General features: G+C 59.1%; 16 protein-coding genes. 9 read left to right on the top strand and 7 right to left on the bottom strand.

What is annotated here, in order from left to right:
• On the bottom strand, positions 1 to 416 hold a 416-nt coding region (locus tag Q1W15_RS15165), incomplete at its 3' end, for a LysR family transcriptional regulator (RefSeq protein WP_300729933.1).
• 182 nt (positions 417 to 598) lie between these two features.
• Between Q1W15_RS15165 and aspA the strand changes: the two genes are divergently transcribed.
• From aspA to Q1W15_RS15140, 5 genes are all read left to right on the top strand, one after another.
• Positions 599 to 2,023: an aspartate ammonia-lyase gene (gene aspA, locus Q1W15_RS15160; protein ID WP_300729931.1), complete on the top strand. Its 1,425-nt coding sequence runs from the start codon at positions 599 to 601 to the stop codon at positions 2,021 to 2,023.
• 417 nt (positions 2,024 to 2,440) lie between these two features.
• Complete coding sequence (locus Q1W15_RS15155) at positions 2,441 to 3,862, top strand: sodium:alanine symporter family protein (protein ID WP_300729929.1); 1,422 nt, start codon at positions 2,441 to 2,443, stop codon at positions 3,860 to 3,862.
• Positions 3,863 to 3,920: 58 nt separating this feature from the next.
• Positions 3,921 to 4,925 carry an asparaginase gene (locus Q1W15_RS15150; RefSeq protein WP_300729924.1) on the top strand — a complete coding sequence of 335 codons (1,005 nt, stop codon included), beginning with the start codon at positions 3,921 to 3,923 and terminating at the stop codon, positions 4,923 to 4,925.
• A gap of 59 nt (positions 4,926 to 4,984) precedes the next feature.
• A complete protein-coding gene (locus tag Q1W15_RS15145; protein WP_300729922.1) occupies positions 4,985 to 5,977 on the top strand; it encodes an AraC family transcriptional regulator in 993 nt (330 codons plus the stop codon).
• 140 nt (positions 5,978 to 6,117) lie between these two features.
• Complete coding sequence (locus Q1W15_RS15140; protein WP_300729920.1) at positions 6,118 to 7,149, top strand: histone deacetylase family protein; 1,032 nt, start codon at positions 6,118 to 6,120, stop codon at positions 7,147 to 7,149.
• 112 nt (positions 7,150 to 7,261) lie between these two features.
• On the opposite strand, the gene Q1W15_RS15135 is transcribed toward Q1W15_RS15140, so the two are convergent.
• A complete protein-coding gene (locus Q1W15_RS15135; protein ID WP_300729918.1) occupies positions 7,262 to 8,812 on the bottom strand; it encodes a PLP-dependent aminotransferase family protein in 1,551 nt (516 codons plus the stop codon).
• Between the two features lie 89 nt (positions 8,813 to 8,901).
• On the opposite strand from Q1W15_RS15135, the gene Q1W15_RS15130 reads away from it, so the two are divergent.
• From Q1W15_RS15130 to Q1W15_RS15120, 3 genes are read left to right on the top strand one after another with little or no spacing between them, the layout of a single operon-like run.
• Positions 8,902 to 9,522 (top strand): FMN-binding negative transcriptional regulator, encoded by a 621-nt coding sequence (locus Q1W15_RS15130; RefSeq protein ID WP_300729916.1) that lies wholly within the window; start codon positions 8,902 to 8,904, stop codon positions 9,520 to 9,522.
• A gap of 5 nt (positions 9,523 to 9,527) precedes the next feature.
• Entirely contained in the window at positions 9,528 to 9,980 is a 453-nt protein-coding gene (locus tag Q1W15_RS15125; RefSeq protein ID WP_300729914.1) for a GNAT family N-acetyltransferase, read from the top strand.
• Between the two features lie 14 nt (positions 9,981 to 9,994).
• Positions 9,995 to 10,675 (top strand): GNAT family protein, encoded by a 681-nt coding sequence (locus tag Q1W15_RS15120; protein WP_300729908.1) that lies wholly within the window; start codon positions 9,995 to 9,997, stop codon positions 10,673 to 10,675.
• 56 nt (positions 10,676 to 10,731) lie between these two features.
• Here Q1W15_RS15120 and Q1W15_RS15115 read toward each other — a convergent pair whose 3' ends face one another.
• The 4 genes from Q1W15_RS15115 to Q1W15_RS15100 form a co-directional block, all read right to left on the bottom strand.
• Positions 10,732 to 11,007 carry a helix-turn-helix transcriptional regulator gene (locus Q1W15_RS15115; RefSeq protein WP_300729906.1) on the bottom strand — a complete coding sequence of 92 codons (276 nt, stop codon included), beginning with the start codon at positions 11,005 to 11,007 and terminating at the stop codon, positions 10,732 to 10,734.
• Positions 11,004 to 12,329: a HipA domain-containing protein gene (locus tag Q1W15_RS15110; protein ID WP_300729904.1), complete on the bottom strand. Its 1,326-nt coding sequence runs from the start codon at positions 12,327 to 12,329 to the stop codon at positions 11,004 to 11,006. Before Q1W15_RS15110 ends, Q1W15_RS15115 begins: the two co-directional genes overlap by 4 nt.
• Positions 12,330 to 12,560: 231 nt before the next feature.
• Positions 12,561 to 14,369 carry a sodium-extruding oxaloacetate decarboxylase subunit alpha gene (gene oadA, locus Q1W15_RS15105; RefSeq protein WP_300729899.1) on the bottom strand — a complete coding sequence of 603 codons (1,809 nt, stop codon included), beginning with the start codon at positions 14,367 to 14,369 and terminating at the stop codon, positions 12,561 to 12,563.
• Between the two features lie 11 nt (positions 14,370 to 14,380).
• The gene (locus Q1W15_RS15100) at positions 14,381 to 15,796 is read right to left on the bottom strand and encodes an acetyl-CoA carboxylase biotin carboxylase subunit (protein WP_300729897.1); all 1,416 of its coding nucleotides are present in this window, start codon (positions 15,794 to 15,796) and stop codon (positions 14,381 to 14,383) included.
• A 190-nt stretch (positions 15,797 to 15,986) separates the two neighbouring features.
• On the opposite strand from Q1W15_RS15100, the gene Q1W15_RS15095 reads away from it, so the two are divergent.
• Complete coding sequence (locus Q1W15_RS15095; protein WP_300729895.1) at positions 15,987 to 16,949, top strand: LysR family transcriptional regulator; 963 nt, start codon at positions 15,987 to 15,989, stop codon at positions 16,947 to 16,949.
• Here Q1W15_RS15095 and Q1W15_RS15090 read toward each other — a convergent pair.
• On the bottom strand, positions 16,891 to 17,103 hold the full coding sequence (locus Q1W15_RS15090) for a PA3496 family putative envelope integrity protein (RefSeq protein WP_300729893.1): 213 nt from the start codon (positions 17,101 to 17,103) through the stop codon (positions 16,891 to 16,893). The genes Q1W15_RS15095 and Q1W15_RS15090 overlap by 59 nt on opposite strands.
• Between the last annotated feature and the right edge of the window lie 156 nt (positions 17,104 to 17,259).

The following is a 17,259-nucleotide window of genomic DNA, read 5'->3' as shown; positions in this document are numbered from 1 at the left end:
CGTAATGCATGCACGGCATCTCCGACGTTAGTCGCAACCAGGCGGGTGGCGATGTTCAAACCGTCGTTGCGCAACTGGGCCACCCACCGGGGGAAGAAGCCCGACGCCAGGGAGTGTGCCGCAGCCACCTGCACCACCTCGCCCTGCCCGCCCTCAAGATGATGCAAATGGCGGAGAATTTCGCTCAACTGGTCGACAACAGTGCGCGCCGTGACGAGAAAAAGCTGGCCGGCCTCTGTCAGTTCGATGGGCGTGCGGGAACGATTCACCAGTTGCAGCCCCAACGCCGCTTCGAGGCTGCGGATACGCCGGCTGAAGGCCGGTTGGGTGACGAAACGCCGCTCTGCGGCCTGGGAAAAACTGCGGGTAGAAGCCAGCGCACTGAAATCTTCCAGCCATTTGCTTTCAAGGTTCACGAAGCACATCTCCCGGCGTGCACCAAAATGGAACACGCTCGAATGTCAATTGGCGTCACATGAAACACTATGCCGTTTGTGCATAGGTTAGCGTGCAACAGCATTGGCCGCAAAATCACCTTCAGGCCTAGGATTGGCGCCATTCCGGCATGTGCCGGGTCAATATCGAGATGATATACATCATGTCCTCCGCTGCATCGTTCCGCGTCGAAAAAGATCTGTTGGGTACCCTTGAAGTTCCTGCTGATGCCTACTACGGCATCCAGACCCTGCGCGCTGCCAACAACTTCCACCTCTCCGGTGTTCCGCTGTCGCACTACCCGAAGCTGGTCGTGGCCCTGGCCATGGTCAAGCAGGCCGCTGCCGACGCCAACCGTGAGCTGGGTCACCTGAGCGATGCCAAGCACGCCGCCATCAGCGAGGCCTGCGCCCGCCTGATCAAAGGCGATTTCCACGACCAGTTCGTGGTTGACATGATCCAGGGCGGCGCTGGTACTTCTACCAACATGAACGCCAACGAAGTCATTGCCAACGTTGCGCTGGAGGCCATGGGCCACCAGAAGGGTGAGTACAAGTACCTGCACCCTAACAACGACGTGAACATGGCGCAGTCGACCAACGACGCCTACCCGACCGCAATCCGCCTGGGCCTGTTGCTGGGTCACGACGCGCTGCTGGCCAGCCTTGATAGCCTGATCCAGGCCTTCGCTGCCAAGGGTAAAGAATTCGACCACGTACTGAAGATGGGCCGTACCCAGCTGCAGGACGCCGTCCCGATGACCCTGGGCCAGGAATTCCGCGCCTTCGCCACCACCATGACTGAAGACCTGCAGCGCCTGCGCTCGCTGGCTCCGGAACTGCTGACCGAAATCAACCTGGGCGGCACCGCCATCGGTACTGGCATCAACGCCGACCCTGGCTACCAGGCCTTGGCCGTACAGCGCCTGGCCACCATCAGCGGCCACCCGCTGGTACCGGCTGCCGACCTGATCGAAGCCACCTCCGACATGGGCGCCTTCGTGCTGTTCTCCGGCATGCTCAAGCGCACCGCGGTCAAGCTGTCGAAGATCTGCAACGACCTGCGCCTGCTGTCCAGTGGCCCACGCACCGGCATCAACGAGATCAACCTGCCGGCGCGTCAGCCAGGCAGCTCGATCATGCCCGGCAAGGTCAACCCGGTAATCCCGGAAGCCGTCAACCAGGTAGCTTTCCAGGTCATCGGTAACGACCTGGCGCTGACCATGGCAGCCGAAGGCGGCCAACTGCAGCTGAACGTGATGGAGCCGCTGATCGCGTTCAAGATCCTCGACTCGATCCGCCTGTTGCAACGCGCCATGGACATGCTGCGCGAACACTGCATCGTCGGCATCACCGCCAACGAAGCACGCTGCCGTGAACTGGTCGAGCATTCGATCGGCCTGGTCACCGCCCTGAACCCGTACATCGGCTACAAAAACGCCACCCGTATTGCCCGTATCGCGCTTGAAAGCGGCCGTGGCGTGCTGGAACTGGTGCGCGAAGAAGGCTTGCTCGACGACGCCATGCTCGACGACATCCTGCGCCCGGAAAACATGATTGCCCCGCGTCTGGTGCCGTTGAAGGCCTGATGCTGTAACACGCTTTTTGATCACCAGGTCGAGGGACTAGACACCTCTCACCTTTTGAGGGCTCGCAGATTTGATCTGCGGGTCCTTTTTTTTGCCCGAAATTGGCCTGTGGACGCAAGCCAGCTCGCGCCTACGAAAGGGCAAATCTGACACTATTTGATGGCATTTCAGACTCTTTACACATGAAAATTCAGTCACTTATGCAGACGCTTCCTACACTCCTAGGTATAGTGCCCGCCCTCTTCTCGTGCCAAGGCCCTGCGCCAGCGGCCAGCGACAGCACGAAAACAGCGTAAATCAAACAGCAACATGGCCTGAATCCCCTCGATCGCCTACGTTTATGCCTGCCTGAACGGGCGTAGTGCGTGATCCCGATCCAGCCGTTTGCCTTCAGATAAAAACAGCGAGGAAAAATCCATGCTTGAAGTCATCAATGACTTCCTCTCAGGGAAAGTGCTAATCGTGCTCATGGTTGGGCTCGGTAGCTACTTCACGATCCGCTCGCGTTTCGTTCAGTTTCGCTACTTCCTGCACATGTTTGCCGTATTCAAAGACAGCCTGCGCAGCAGCGCAGGCCAACTCAGCTCCTTTCAGGCGCTGATGCTCAGCCTCGCCGGCCGGGTAGGCGCGGGCAACATCGCCGGTGTCGGCATTGCCGTGACCCTGGGAGGCCCGGGTGCCGTGTTCTGGATGTGGGTGACCGCGCTGGTCGGCATGTCCAGCAGCCTGATCGAATGTTCGCTGGGCCAGTTGTACAAACGCCGCGACTCGGAAGGCCAACTGCGCGGCGGCCCATCCTTCTATATGAAGTACGGCCTGGGCAAAATCTGGATGGGCAAACTGATGGCCGTCCTGTTGCTGATTACCTTCGGCTTTGCCTTTATGGGCCTGCAAGCCCACGCCGTGACTCACTCGCTGCAAGACGCCTTTGGGTTTGATGTGACTTACTCGGGGCTGACCATCGCCGTGCTGCTGGGGCTGGTGTTTATCGGCGGCATCAAGCGTATTGCGTCGGTGGCTGACTTGCTGGTTCCGGTCAAAACCCTGGCCTACATCGCCGTCACCCTCTACGTCATCGTGCTGCAAATCGATCACGTACCCGCCATGCTCGGCCATATCGTCAAAAGCGCCTTCGGCCTCGACCCGGTGTTTGGTGGCCTGATCGGCAGCGCCATTGTGATGGGCGTTAAACGAGGCGTGTTCGCCAACGAAGCCGGCTTGGGCAGCGCTCCGAACGTAGCCGCTGTCGCGGACGTCGAGCACCCGATCGCACAGGGCGTGGTTCAAGCGTTCAGCGTATTCCTCGACACCTTCCTAATCTGTACCTGCACCGCGTTGCTGATTCTGCTGTCCGGGTTCTACACGCCAGGCTTTGAAGGCGACGGCATTGCCCTGACGCAAAACTCGTTGGCGGCCGTAGTCGGTGAGTGGGGCCGTGTGTTTATCAGCGTCGCGCTGGCGCTGTTTGTGTTCACGTCGATGCTCTACAACTACTACCTGGGCGAGAACAACCTGCGCTTTCTGGTCGGTGAAAGCCGCAAGGCGCTGATGGGGTACCGCGCGCTGGTGCTGGTGCTGATCTTCTGGGGCTCAATCGAAAACCTGCAAACGGTGTTCGCCTTCGCCGACATTGCCATGACCCTGCTGGCATTCGTCAACCTGGTCGCCCTGGCAATGCTGTTCAAGATCTGCATGCGCGTGCTCAAAGACTACGATGACCAACGCTCTGCCGGCATCAAGACACCGGTGTTCGATTCCAGTAAATTCCCGGACCTGGACCTGGACCTCAAAGCCTGGCCGCCTCGACCAGCCACCAAGGCCACCGACACAAAACGCTGACACTCACGCGGCGGTTCTGATCAGAGCCGCCGCGTTTTTGCTTAGGGAGACTCTATTAATGACGGCAGTGACCCTCGCCCCCGCCCGGCGCGTCATGGTGCTCTACACCGGCGGTACCATCGGCATGCTCGCCAGCGCCAACGGCCTGGCACCTGCCTCCGGCTTTGAAGCGCGCATGGCCGAACACCTCGCCAGCCAACCGCACGTAAAGGCACCCCAGTGGCAATTTCGCGAGATGAGCCCGCTGATCGACAGCGCCAACATGACGCCTGCTTACTGGCTGCGCCTGCGCACGGCAATTATCGACGCTATCACACAGGATGGCTGCGATTCGGTGCTGGTTCTGCACGGCACCGACACCCTGGCCTACAGCGCTGCAGCGATGTGCTTTCACCTGATTGGCTTGCCTGCACCGGTGCTGTTCACCGGCTCGATGTTGCCGGCGGGCGTCCCTGACAGCGATGCCTGGGAAAACGTCAGCGGCGCATTGATGGCCCTCGGCCAAGGCCAACCCCACGGCGTACAACTGTATTTCCACGGCAAGCTAATGGCCCCAACCCGGTGCGCCAAAGTGCGCAGCTTCGGTCGCAACCCGTTCGTGACACTCACCCGCAACGGCGGCGTCGCCAAGGCAGATGCTCTCCCGAACGCGCTGGCCTACGACCAGCCCAGGCACGAAGCCAGCGTTGGCGTACTGCCCCTCGTGCCCGGCATTGGCGCAGCACAACTCGATGCCCTGCTCAATAGCGGGATCGAAGCACTGATCATTGAATGCTTCGGCAGCGGTACCGGCCCCAGCGATAACCCGGCCTTTCTGGCCAGCCTGCAACGGGCACAGGAAAACGGCATCGTGGTGGTCGCCATTACCCAATGCCATGAAGGCGGTGTAGCGCTGGATGTGTACGAAGCGGGCAGCCGGTTGCGTGAGGCTGGCGTGCTGTCGGGCGGCGGCATGACCCGTGAAGCGGTGTTCGGCAAACTGCACGCCCTGCTGGGCGCGGACTTGCCGCTGGCAGACGTTCGCCGCTTGGTCGAGCAGGATATCTGCGGCGAACTGGCGTAACGCCGCGCTCCGGCATACAACTTGCTCGCATCTGGCACCTCCCCTTGTTGGACGCGAGCATGCTGCACTCCCACCTCACCACGCTCAACGCCGTGTCGCTGGTGCTCAGCACCTTCGAAGCCGAAGGGTTGCCCAGCGAAACGCTGTTGGCCGGCAGCGGCATCCGCGCTGCGGACTTGAGCCGCGCCGACACGCGCATCACCACCAACCAGGAAATGCGCGTATGCGCCAATGCCGTGGCGTTGCGCCGCGAAGTGGGCCTGGAATTGGGGCGGCGCATGCATGTGTCGTCCTACGGGATGTTGGGCTATGCCCTGCTTACCAGTGCCACCTTAGGTGACGCTTTACATCTGGCCTTGCGCTACCCGGCGCTATTGGGAACACTTTTTGAACTGAGCCTGCACGCCGACAGCGAGCGGGTCTGGTTCTGTGCCACAGGCTATCGTGAGAGCCCACAATTGGCGGCATTCAATGCCGAGCTGTGCCTGGTCTCGCTCAAAGTCATTTGCGAAGACTTATTGGGCCACCCCCTGCCCTTGTTAGGGGCGCGCTTCGCTCACTGTGCCCCGGACTATCACGCCCGCTACCACCAAAGCTTCGACTGCCCACGCCAGTTCGAAGCCTGCGACAATGCGTTCGCCTTTGCCCCGCACTGGCTCGAACAACCGCTACCGCTGGCCGATGCCGTCACCCACCAGGCCATGGCGGAGCGTTGCCGTAAACAAAACCTGGAGTTCACGGGCCGCCAAACCTGGCTGGAGCGTATCCGCCAGTTACTGGCCGCCCAGTTGCAGGCGGCTCCAGGGCTGGAGGGCCTGGCCGAACAACTGAACTGTTCGCCGCGCACCTTGCGCCGCCATCTGCATGACATGGGTTGCAGCTACCAGACGCTGCTGGATGACCTGCGTTTTGAGCGCGCCAAGTTACTGCTCAACGAAACGGAATGGCCCATTTATCGCATCGCTGAAACCCTGGGGTTTAGTGAAACCGCGAGCTTTCGTCATGCCTTCGTGCGCTGGAGCGGCGTATCACCCAGCCAGTTTCGGGCCTAGCTCGCAGCGCCGGAAAGGGGCGAATTTCGGTCAGTTATTTTGGCCGCTCTGATCCCTTTTTGGCCGCTCCTGTCGTTTTCTGGAAGCGCTGACACCGCAAGACTGTAGGTCACTGACCACGCCTGCGGAGAACAAGAAAAATGCTGACGATCTATTCAGACGATCACCACCTGCATCACGGCCGCTGCGAGTTGATAGACGGGCAATTACTGCCCTGCTTTGAAATGCCGTCACGCGCCGATCACATTCTGAAACGCGTACAGGCACGCGGGCTCGGCCCGGTACAAGCCCCCCACGACTTTGGCCGCGCCCCCATTGAGCGTGTTCACAGCAGTGCCTACCTGGACTTTTTCCAGGGCGCTTGGGCGCGCTGGGCCGAACACGGCCGCGACGGCGACCTGCTGCCCTACACCTGGCCCGCGCGCACCCTGCGCGCGGTATTGCCCACCAGCCTGCACGGCCAACTCGGGTTTTACAGCTTCGACGGCGGCGCGCCGATTACGCCTGGCACGTGGCAAGCCGCCTACAGCTCAGCACAAGTGGCGCTGACCGCCCAGGCAGAAATCCAGCGCGGCGCGCGCGGTGCGTTCGCCTTGTGCCGCCCACCGGGGCATCACGCGGCGAGCGATTTAATGGGCGGCTACTGCTACCTCAATAACGCCGCGATTGCCGCACAGGCCTTTCTTGATCAAGGCCGCCAGAAAGTGGCGATCCTCGACGTGGACTATCACCACGGCAACGGCACCCAGTCGATTTTTTACGCGCGCAATGACGTGCTGTTCACCTCGATCCACGGGCATCCTGAAGCCGAGTTTCCTTTCTTTCTAGGCTATACCGATGAAGTGGGCGAAGGCGCGGGCGAAGGCTTCAACTTCAACTACCCGCTGGCCGCAGGTTCCGGCTGGGAGCGCTGGAGCGCCGCGTTGGAGCAGGCCTGTGCCGAAATAGAACGCTACGACGCCGATGTGCTGGTGGTGTCGTTGGGTGTCGACACGTTCAAAGACGACCCGATTTCCCAGTTCAAACTCGACAGCCCTGACTACCTGCGCATGGGCGAGCGCATTGCACGCTTGGGCAAACCCACGCTGTTTGTCATGGAGGGCGGTTACGCCGTGGAAGAGATCGGCGTGAATGCCGTGAACGTGCTGGAAGGGTTCGAGCGCGAGCAGTAAGTAGCCCGGCCCGTACAGGGACGAACAGGCGCGCGGTCTGTGCGGGTCAGGGCATCTACCCCCGGCTTGCTTAAGGCCATGTGCGAACCGTCGGAATCGGTCACGCGGACGCTCAGCGCACCCAGGCTTTTTCCAGCCGCGCCAACGCCGCCTTGATCTCCACTTCCGGCACCGCGGCAAACCCCAACACCAGGCCGGCGCGGTTATCCACAGGCTCGGTGGAGTGCTTGAGCCAATACCGGCTCAAGCCGTTGACTTCCACGTCTACTTGCCTGGCCTGCGCCAGCAACTCGTGTTCTCGCTCAAGGCTCGCCACGGGCACGGCCACATGCAGCCCGGCCGCGATGTTAGGCATTGCTCCCATGCCCTCGATGCCTTGCGGCCAATGTGCCAGCAACGCATTACGCCGACTCAGCGCCGCACGGCGCATGCGGCGGATATGCCGCTGAAAATGCCCCGTCGCCATAAACTCAGCCATCACCGCCTGGGTACCCACTTCCGAATGGCGCATGTCCAGGGACCGGCGCTGATAGAACGGCCTGATCAAGTCTTTAGGCAACACCACATAGCCCAGGCGTAACGCAGGAAAAGCCACCTTGCCGAACGTGCCGACATAAATGACCCGCTCGTGCCGGTCCAAGGCCGCCAGCGGGGCCAGCGGCGCGCCGCTGTAGCGGTATTCGCCGTCGTAGTCGTCCTCGACAATCCAGCCCTGCGTGCGCTCGGCCCACTCCAGCAACTCAAGCCGCCGAGCCAGGCTCATGGTGACGCCCGTCGGGTACTGGTGCGACGGCGTCACATACACCAGGCGGCAGCGATCCAAATGCGCCAGCGCCGCGCACTTCATACCGTCCTGATCGACCGCCACGCCTTGCACATTAGCCCCTGCAACCGCGAAGGCCTGAGCGGCCGCCTGGTACCCGGGGTTTTCCACAGCCACCCCTTCGCCGGGCTCCACCAGCAACTGTGCACAAAGGCTAATTCCTTGCTGTGCGCCACTGGTGATCAAAATTTGTTCAGATGAGCACGATAAGCCGCGTGATGTTCGCAAATATGCGGCGATCAGTTCGCGCAAACGCTCATCGCCGGCCGGGTTGCCGTAGCACAACTGATGCAGATCCGGCTTACGCCAAAAGGCCGCTTGCAGCTTGCTCCAGACCTCAAAGGGAAACAAATCAAAGGCCGGAACCCCCACCCGAAACGCGCGTGGGGTGCCGCTGGGGGGCAGGTCCAAAGAATGGCAAGAGACTCGCGTCAGCGCCGTGTTGTGGATAACTTTACTGGACGTAAATACAGGTAAAAAGTCGCTTTTTGTGGATAACCCTGTGGGTAAGCTTGTTGGAAACCCTGTGGACAAGTTGGTGGACAACTTTTTTAGCGGCAGTGCTTTCTCTGGCAATTGGGCGACATACGTGCCATCACCTATGCGCCCTTCGATGAACCCCTCGGCATACAACTGATCGTAGGCCCGCACCACACTGTTGCGCGAAATACCCAGCGCCGCCGCCAAATCCCGAGTGGCAGGCAAGCGTGATCCCCCGCTCAATCGGCCGTCCAAAACCCGCTGACGCAAGGCTTGGTAAAGCTGGCGGCTCAACCCTTTTTTCGGGTCCAGTTCGATTCCAGCCGGGTTGAAGGCGAGAGAAAGGGTTGGCTTTGGCATGAATTGGACCTATGAAATTGGCTCTTAGTGGCTCTTACAACGAACCATTAGCCTGCCTAGGATGCCTGCATTCGCCAAGGAAAACTTCCATGTATGTACCTCGCGCCTTCGCAGAAACTGACACCGCGGTGTTACATGACCAGATGCTGGCCACGCCTCTTCCGGTCGTCATCACCCACGACCTGATCGCCAGCCACGTACCACTGCTGCTCATGCCCGACGAAGGGCCATTCGGCACGCTGTACGGGCATTTGGCCCGCCCCAATCCACAGGGGCAGTCCTTGGCCGAGCCCGCAGAAACCCTGGTGATTTTTGCAGGTGAACAGGCCTATATCAGCCCCTCGTTCTACCCCGAAAAAGCCGTCCACGGCAAAGCGGTACCCACCTGGAACTACCTGGCGGTACACGCCTACGGGCAAGCCGAGGTATTCGATGACGCCAAGCGGTTGCTGGCGCTGGTCAGCCAGCTCAGCGCACGCCATGAGGCGGGCCGACCTGAGCCATGGGCGGTCAGTGACGCCCCGCGTGACTACATCGACAGCCTGCTCAGCGCCATCATCGGGTTTCGCCTGCCGATCACGCGCCTGATAGGCAAACGCAAACTCAGCCAGAACCGTAGCGCCGCCGACCAGGCTGGCGTGCGCAGCGGGCTGCTGGCCAACCGTAACCCGCACGACCACGCACTCGCTCATTTAATCGCCAAGGACTAGCCCCCATGACTCAAGCCATTGAAATCAGACCCGCCACCGCAGCCGATCAGAAGGCCTGGCTGCCACTGTGGCAGGCCTACCTGCGCTTTTATAAAACCGATTTACCCGCCGAGGTTAGCGATTCGACCTGGCAGCGCTTTCTCGACCCGAGCGAACCCACCCACCTGGCGCTCGCCTGGCAGGGCGATAAAGCCGTGGGCATGGTGCAAACCGTTATCCATCGGTCCAATTGGAGCATTGGCAATTCGTGCTACCTGCAAGACTTGTACGTCAGCCCAGACCTGCGCGGCACCGGCGTGGGCCGCCAGTTGATCGAGCACGTCTACGCCGCAGCCCGCGACCTGGGGTGCGCCAAAGTTCATTGGCTAACCCACGAAACCAACACCACGGCGCAACAGCTCTATGACCGTATTGCCGATCGCCCCGGGTTTATCCAATTCCGCAAAGCCTTGTCATAAAAAGGAAGCGCGTCATGCCTGAATCTCTACAACACTGGCAACCGGCCAAAACCCCGGGTAACCGAACGCTGGACGGTCTCTACATTCGTCTGGAAAAGCTTGACGGCACCCGGCACGGCGACGATTTATGGCTAGCCTTTCAAGGGGCCCACAGCGATCCCGCGTTGTGGGACTACATGCCTTTTGGCCCTTTCGCCGAGCGCCCGGCCTTTGATACATGGCTGCAAGCCCTGACCAACAGCCTCGACCCGCACTTTTACGCGGTTATCGATAAACCTGGCGGCCAGGCCCAAGGCCTACTCAGCCTTATGTCCATCGTGCCGGAACACGGTCGCATCGAGATCGGTAACGTGACATTCGGCGCTGCCATGCAGCGCTCGCCAAAAAGTACCGAGGCGGTCTACCTCTTGGCCAAGGAAGCCTTCGCCTTGGGCAATCGCCGGCTGGAATGGAAGTGCAACAACCTGAATGACCGGTCAAAGCGTTCAGCAGTACGATTGGGGTACACCTACGAAGGCATTTTTCGCCAGCATATGGTGGTTAAAGGCAGAAATCGTGATACCACATGGTACAGTATGATCGGTACGGAATGGCCCGCTATAGCGTCAGGGTTTGAGAAATGGCTGGCACTGGATAACCAACCAGAAAGCGGCCAAATCCTGACCTTGGAAGCCTGCCGAGCATTAACTGATTAATTTTTGATCAATACGCCCAACAAGGACTGTTGGGCGTTTTTGGGTTCAGAAGAGACTTAAAATTTTCTTGACCGACGCACCACACCCATTTGCAGACCGAACGGTTTGAAGACTGCATTCAAGGATTTGAGCGTGGGATTGCCCTCGTCGTGCTCAATTTGAATCAAAGTGCGGACCGATATTTTGCACATGCGGGCAAATTGGGTTTGCTGCAACTGAGTGACATCGACCCGCAATCGCTTCACCGCCTCGCCCAAGGTGGCTTTCCCCTGCGCCAAATCAGCCTCAATGGTTTCGATAATCAACTGGCGCGCATCAATGGTCAGCGTCATTTCAGCCCCCACGTGCGTAGACGCTGATCGAGGTTTTTAAGCGCTATTTGTGGGTGATTCATTGTCACGTCCGGGAGGCCACTCGCGCTGAGTACGTCTGGCAACGCTCGCAGTTGCTCTGCATCTGCGCGCAAGCGCTCAAAGGCAATGTCGGGACTGACAATCGCACTTAACGATTCACACGCAGCGCGCCAATCAATCTCACCGGCCCGCTCAATCTCCAACGGCCATTTAGTGGTTCGAGTAATCCCTTCGTCGTCCATGACCATCGGTGCCAGGTCATAAATCGGGGCCAGTCGAAACGCATCGGTGCCGCGAATAATCGCCGTATTCCGACCGTGGTTATCGCTGTTACCCAGAATCTTGTTAAGCACGTCACGACGCAGGTATTCGGCGACCAAATCCTCAATCTGACCCTGCTGCCCGGCCTGGCTCCACAACCCCGCAAGCAACTCAACCACCTCAAGATGCGTCATCGTGCTGCCCGGCTCGGTCACTTGAGCAAGCGAGTAAATCGACTCCACAGCGTAGCGTTCAACACCGCGCGCCGTGACATTTCGATCAAAACGCTGCATCCAGAGACTTGGCTTGCGGCCCTCTTCCAACGCCAACCCCTGGGCCGACACGGTTTCAATCCCGAGCGACTGCAGCGCTTTGTAATAGAGAAACTCGCTGCGCAAGATTATCTGATCCCGCTCAAGAGCCCTATTACGCGCAAATTTGATAAACCAGTGCTGCTTTACGCGGGCATCCTCAAGGGTCGCATCCGGGTACAGCAGGCCATCAACCGCTTCAGCCATCAATAGCTTCGGGGCCTCCCCGCCGGCTCCCGTTGCACCTCCAATGGCTGCGCCCTGTTCGTGGGCATATTCCAGAAAGCTATTGTCGCGAACGATCACGTCTTCACGGGTAAAACCCAGCGCCTGACGCTGATCCAACCGCTCATGAGACTCTTTTATGCGTAAATGCCCGATAGGACCCGGCGTGCTGCGCCCAAGCAAAAATAAGTCATCACTCAGATGCTCAGGTTTTTCTCGCCCTATCTGCTTGATCAGTATTTTTTTCGCCGCACCGGCGGGTGCAATGTCATGCAAAAAGGCCGGGGCCGTTTTTGAGTCCCGGGCATCCCATTCAAGAGGCACGTAAGCGCTGACCGACCGTGAAAAAGGGCTGTCGATCACTTCCAGATTTTCAATCAGATAATCCTGCGTGTAACCAAACCGACAGGGCCCGTTAAAGCCCTTATCAGGCTCCGGAAACTTTAAAGCCATCGCATCCTGCCATTGGCCATTGCTGTAAAGCTGAAGGGTTAGCTGAAACATGCATTCACCTGCAATTTAATGCACTTCAAAGGCCGAAATTGACTCTATACCTGCATTATAGTGCAGTTAAAGCACTCTTTCTCTTACTTAAAATGCATTTTAATACAGATTAATTCCCACCTAGCGCCAAAAAACTGCATTGTAGTGCAGATGATCCGCTCAAATTACGCACCAAAAAAAAGGGGAGCACATGCTCCCCCGAGGTTTAAAGCGTTTGAAGCAAAGGCGGTATCAGGCTTCGATTTCGATCAGAATTTCGCCCGGATTAACGCGGTCGCCTTTGACCACATGAATGGTGACAACTTTACCGGCGATGGCGGCCTGAACCTCGGTCTCCATCTTCATGGCTTCAGTGATCAGCACCGACTGACCGGCCTTGACGGTGTCGCCCACTTTGACCAGCACATCGACAATGTTGCCTGGCATGGCGGTACTGACGTGGCCCGGCTCAGTCGCTTGCTTGCGCTTGCTGGCAGACCCACCCACGAATTCGTTGAGCGGCTCGAACACCACTTCTTCGGGCATGCCGTCGATGGACAGGTAGAAGTGACGCTTGCCTTCGGCCTTGACGCCCACACCGGTAATGTCGACGCGGTAGCTTTCACCGTGAACGTCGATCACGAACTCGGTCGGCACGCCTTCGCCACCGGCCTTGGTCACGCCACCCGCCTCAGGAATCGGCAGTAGAACTTCAGGGGCCAAGGTGCCCGCCTCACGCTCTTCCAGGAACTTGCGGCCAATGTCCGGGAACATGGCGAAGGTCAGGACGTCTTCTTCCGACTTGGCCAGCGCGCCGATTTCGCCGCGCAACTTGACCATTTCCGGCTTGAGCAGGTCCGCAGGGCGCACGTCGATCAGTTCTTCGTTGCCGATGGCCTGACGGCGCAATTGCTCGTTGACCACGCCCGGAGCCTTGCCATAACCGCCTTGCAGGTACAGCTTCACTTCGTTGGTGATGGTCTTGTAGCGCTCGCCGGCCAGCACGTTGAAGAACGCCTGAGTGCCTACGATTTGCGACGTCGGGGTCACCAACGGTGGGAAGCCCAGGTCTTCACGCACACGCGGGATCTCGGCCAGCACTTCGCTCATGCGGTTCAGGGCACCCTGTTCCTTGAGCTGGTTGGCCAGGTTGGAAATCATCCCGCCCGGTACCTGGTTGACTTGAACACGGGTGTCGACAGCGGTGAATTCGCTTTCGAACTGGTGGTATTTCTTACGCACCGCGTAGAAGTACAGACCGATTTCCTGCAGCAGTGCCAGGTCGAGGCCGGTGTCGTATTCGCTGCCCTTAAGGGCGGCAACCATCGACTCGGTACCCGGGTGGCTGGTGCCCCATGCGAAGCTGGAGATGGCGGTGTCGATATGGCTCGCACCGTTTTCCACAGCCTTGAGCTGACACATGGCCGCCAGGCCCGCCGTGTCATGGGAGTGAATAAAGATCGGCAGACCAATTTCAGCCTTCAGCGCTTTCACCAGGTCGCCGGTGGCGAATGGCGTCAGCAGACCGGCCATGTCTTTGATGGCAACCGAATCGCACCCCATCGCTTCCATCTGCTTGGCCTGGGCCACAAACGCGTCGATGGTGTGCACCGGGCTGGTGGTGTAGGCGATGGTGCCTTGAGCGTGCTTGCCAGCGGCTTTCACGGCTTCAATGGCCACGCGCAGGTTACGCACGTCATTCATGGCATCGAAAATACGGAACACGTCGATACCGTTAACCGCCGCCTTGGCAACAAAGGCTTTCACCACGTCGTCGCTGTAGTGGCGATAGCCCAGCAGGTTCTGCCCGCGCAGCAGCATTTGCAGACGGGTGTTGGGCAGTGCTGCACGCAGTTGGCGCAGGCGCTCCCACGGGTCTTCTTTCAGAAAGCGCACACAGGCGTCAAACGTCGCGCCGCCCCACACTTCCAGCGACCAGTAGCCGACTTTGTCGAGCTTCTCGCAGATCGGCAGCATGTCTTCAGTGCGCATGCGAGTGGCCAGCAGCGACTGGTGAGCATCACGCAGGATGGTGTCGGTTACGAAAATTTTCTTGGACATTGTTTTATTCCTCACAGGCCCGCGTGGGCGGCGATGGCGGCGGCGATGGCCAGGGCCAGCTCTTCGGGTTTGCGCTTGATCGAGTAGTTGGTCAGTTCTGGATGGCTTTCTACGAAGCTGGTGTTGAACTGGCCACTACGGAATTCCGGGTTACGCAGGATTTCCTGGTAATACGCGGCGGTGGTTTTGACCCCTTGCAGACGCATGTCGTCGAGGGCGCGCAAACCACGGTCCATCGCTTCTTCCCAGGTCAGTGCCCACACCACCAGTTTCAGACACATGGAGTCGTAATACGGTGGAATGGTGTAGCCGGTGTAGATCGCCGTGTCGGTACGCACGCCAGGCCCGCCGGGCGCGTAGTAACGGGTGATCTTGCCGAAGCTGGGCAGGAAGTTGTTTTTCGGGTCTTCCGCGTTGATCCGAAATTGCAGGGCGAAGCCACGGTGCTGAATGTCTTCTTGCTTGATCGACAGCGGCAGGCCCGAAGCGATACGGATCTGCTCACGCACAATGTCGATGCCGGTGATTTCTTCGGTGATGGTGTGCTCCACCTGCACCCGAGTGTTCATCTCCATGAAGTACACCTCGCCCTCGGCGAGCAGGAACTCCACGGTACCGGCATTCTCGTAACCCACGGCCTTGGCGGCACGCACAGACAGGTCGCCGATATAGGCACGCTGTTCCGGGGTCAACTGAGGGCTTGGGGCGATTTCGATCAGCTTCTGGTTACGCCGCTGGATCGAGCAGTCACGCTCAAACAGGTGCACCACGTTGCCGAAGCTGTCACCCAGGATCTGGGCTTCAATGTGTTTGGGGTTCACGATGCATTTTTCGAGGAACACCTCAGCCGAACCAAACGCTTTGGTGGCTTCGGAGATCACCCGAGGAAAAGCTTGTTCCAGTTCTTCACGGCTGTTGCACCGACGAATACCGCGACCGCCGCCACCCGAGGTGGCTTTAAGCATGACCGGGTAGCCAATGCGCTCCCCTTCAAGCAGCGCCTCGTGGATATCGGCCACGTTGCCTTCAGTGCCCGGCGTGACCGGCACACCGGCCTTGATCATGCTGCGGCGGGCCTCAGTCTTGTCGCCCATGCGGCGAATGACTTCAGCCGCCGGGCCGATGAACTTGATACCGCGCTCCGCGCAGATATCCGCCAGTTCGGCGTTTTCCGACAGAAAACCATAACCCGGGTGCAGGGCATCACAGCCGGTTTCCACCGCCAGGTTCACCAGCTTGCGCGGGTTCAGGTAACCGGCCAGCGGGTCGTCACCAATGCTGTGCGCTTCGTCGGCACGCTTGACGTGCAGGGCGTGGCGATCAGCCTCGGAATAAACCGCAACAGAGCGAATCCCCATCTCGGCGCAGGCACGCACGATGCGGACGGCAATTTCTCCGCGGTTGGCGATCAGGATCTTTTTTATCACTTGGATTTTTCCTAAAGCCCATGGAACAAACGACCTGCTAGACCAGGCCTGCACGTGTCCAAATGTGTCTGAACCGTTCTGTCGCCACACTAGACCCACGCATTGATAAACAAAAATCAATAATTCTTGGGTTATGCATTAGTAAAAACTTATAGTGAAAACCTGAAGAAAATCAGAGAACCGCCATAAAATGCGTAAGTCATTGATGCGTATCACTTTTAGACAACTTCAGGTGTTTAACGAAGTGTGTGTGCTGCGCTCATATAGCCGCGCTGCAGAAGAAATGTCGCTGACGCAACCCGCCGTAAGTCTACAAATTCGGCAGCTAGAGGAACTGATCGGGCAGCCTCTGTTCGATTATGTCGGCAAAAAGCTGTACATGACGGAAGCCGCTGAAGCGCTTCAGCTCGCCAGTCGAGATATTTTCGGTCGCCTGGAAAACCTCGATATGCAGCTCTCGGACTTGCTGGGTTCGTTGCAAGGGCAACTGAAACTGGCCATCGAATCGAGCGCAAAATATTTTGTGCCGCACCTGTTTGCCGCGTTCAAGCGCCAGCACCCCGAAGTCAATTTGCAACTCACGGTGGTCAATCGAGCGCAAGCCGTACGGCGATTGTCGGATAGCCGCGATGACCTGGTGATCATGTCCATGGTGCCGCAAGACATGGGGCTGGAGTTCCTGCCGTTTTTGAACAACCCGATTGTGGCCGTCGCACCTGCGGATCACCCGCTATGCGAACAGGGCCCGCTGCGCTTGCAGGATCTGGAGCCCTACACGTTACTGATGCGCGAGCAAGGCTCGGGGACGCGTATGGCGTGCGAAGAATACTTCAAGGAGAAACGTGTGCACTTCAGCCAAACGCTGGAAGTGTCGTCCAACGAGTCTCAACGCGAATGCGCGGTGGCCGGGTTGGGCGTGGCCTTGCTGACACGCCACGCCGTCAGCCTGGAGCTGGCGACCGGCCTGCTGCGCGAGCTGCCGGTCGACGAGTTGCCGCTGTACCGCAGTTGGTGCGTGGTGCAGGCCAAAGACAAACGCTTGTCTCCAGTCGCCCATGCGTTTCTGGGGTTTATTCGCAGTGAGCGCCTGCAAATCAGCGCGCTGGTTGAACGCTTCGACGGCCAGTTGCCGGAGCGGCCAGCCAATAGTTGATGGAACCAAGGTCGGGGTATTCAGCTGTTTCCAGGCGCAATTGGCGCTGATCAGAACGGTCTTCAATCGCACGACGAAACGCCATGCGACGCTGGTCTTCCTGTTGACGGCGGGTTTTGACGGCGCTGTTGCGTTCTTCGTAAGGCTGAGCCATTTCGAGTCTCCCAAGGCGTGTACGGGAGTTTCACAATGGACGTTGTTTATGACGGCTTGGCGAAAGCGCGATGACAGGGGGATGAAGGGCGACGAGGTGCTGAACACTGCGGTTTTTTGTGTTGACTAACCCTGTAGGAACGAGCTTGCTCGCGAT

This window comes from Pseudomonas sp. (genome assembly GCF_030150285.1).
GTDB lineage: Bacteria > Pseudomonadota > Gammaproteobacteria > Pseudomonadales > Pseudomonadaceae > Aquipseudomonas.
This window is presented reverse-complemented; position numbering and strand designations above follow the sequence as displayed.

Excerpts from the sequence above, each read along its gene's own strand:
- aspA (WP_300729931.1), top strand. The coding sequence starts at position 599 with ATGTCCTCCGCTGCATCGTTCCGCGTCGAAAAAGATCTGTTGGGTACC.
- Q1W15_RS15155 (WP_300729929.1), top strand. The coding sequence starts at position 2,441 with ATGCTTGAAGTCATCAATGACTTCCTCTCAGGGAAAGTGCTAATCGTG.
- Q1W15_RS15150 (WP_300729924.1), top strand. The coding sequence starts at position 3,921 with ATGACGGCAGTGACCCTCGCCCCCGCCCGGCGCGTCATGGTGCTCTAC.
- Q1W15_RS15145 (WP_300729922.1), top strand. The coding sequence starts at position 4,985 with ATGCTGCACTCCCACCTCACCACGCTCAACGCCGTGTCGCTGGTGCTC.
- Q1W15_RS15140 (WP_300729920.1), top strand. The coding sequence starts at position 6,118 with ATGCTGACGATCTATTCAGACGATCACCACCTGCATCACGGCCGCTGC.
- Q1W15_RS15135 (WP_300729918.1), bottom strand. The coding sequence starts at position 8,812 with ATGCCAAAGCCAACCCTTTCTCTCGCCTTCAACCCGGCTGGAATCGAA.
- Q1W15_RS15130 (WP_300729916.1), top strand. The coding sequence starts at position 8,902 with ATGTATGTACCTCGCGCCTTCGCAGAAACTGACACCGCGGTGTTACAT.
- Q1W15_RS15125 (WP_300729914.1), top strand. The coding sequence starts at position 9,528 with ATGACTCAAGCCATTGAAATCAGACCCGCCACCGCAGCCGATCAGAAG.
- Q1W15_RS15120 (WP_300729908.1), top strand. The coding sequence starts at position 9,995 with ATGCCTGAATCTCTACAACACTGGCAACCGGCCAAAACCCCGGGTAAC.
- Q1W15_RS15115 (WP_300729906.1), bottom strand. The coding sequence starts at position 11,007 with ATGACGCTGACCATTGATGCGCGCCAGTTGATTATCGAAACCATTGAG.
- Q1W15_RS15110 (WP_300729904.1), bottom strand. The coding sequence starts at position 12,329 with ATGTTTCAGCTAACCCTTCAGCTTTACAGCAATGGCCAATGGCAGGAT.
- oadA (WP_300729899.1), bottom strand. The coding sequence starts at position 14,369 with ATGTCCAAGAAAATTTTCGTAACCGACACCATCCTGCGTGATGCTCAC.
- Q1W15_RS15095 (WP_300729895.1), top strand. The coding sequence starts at position 15,987 with ATGCGTAAGTCATTGATGCGTATCACTTTTAGACAACTTCAGGTGTTT.
- Q1W15_RS15090 (WP_300729893.1), bottom strand. The coding sequence starts at position 17,103 with ATGGCTCAGCCTTACGAAGAACGCAACAGCGCCGTCAAAACCCGCCGT.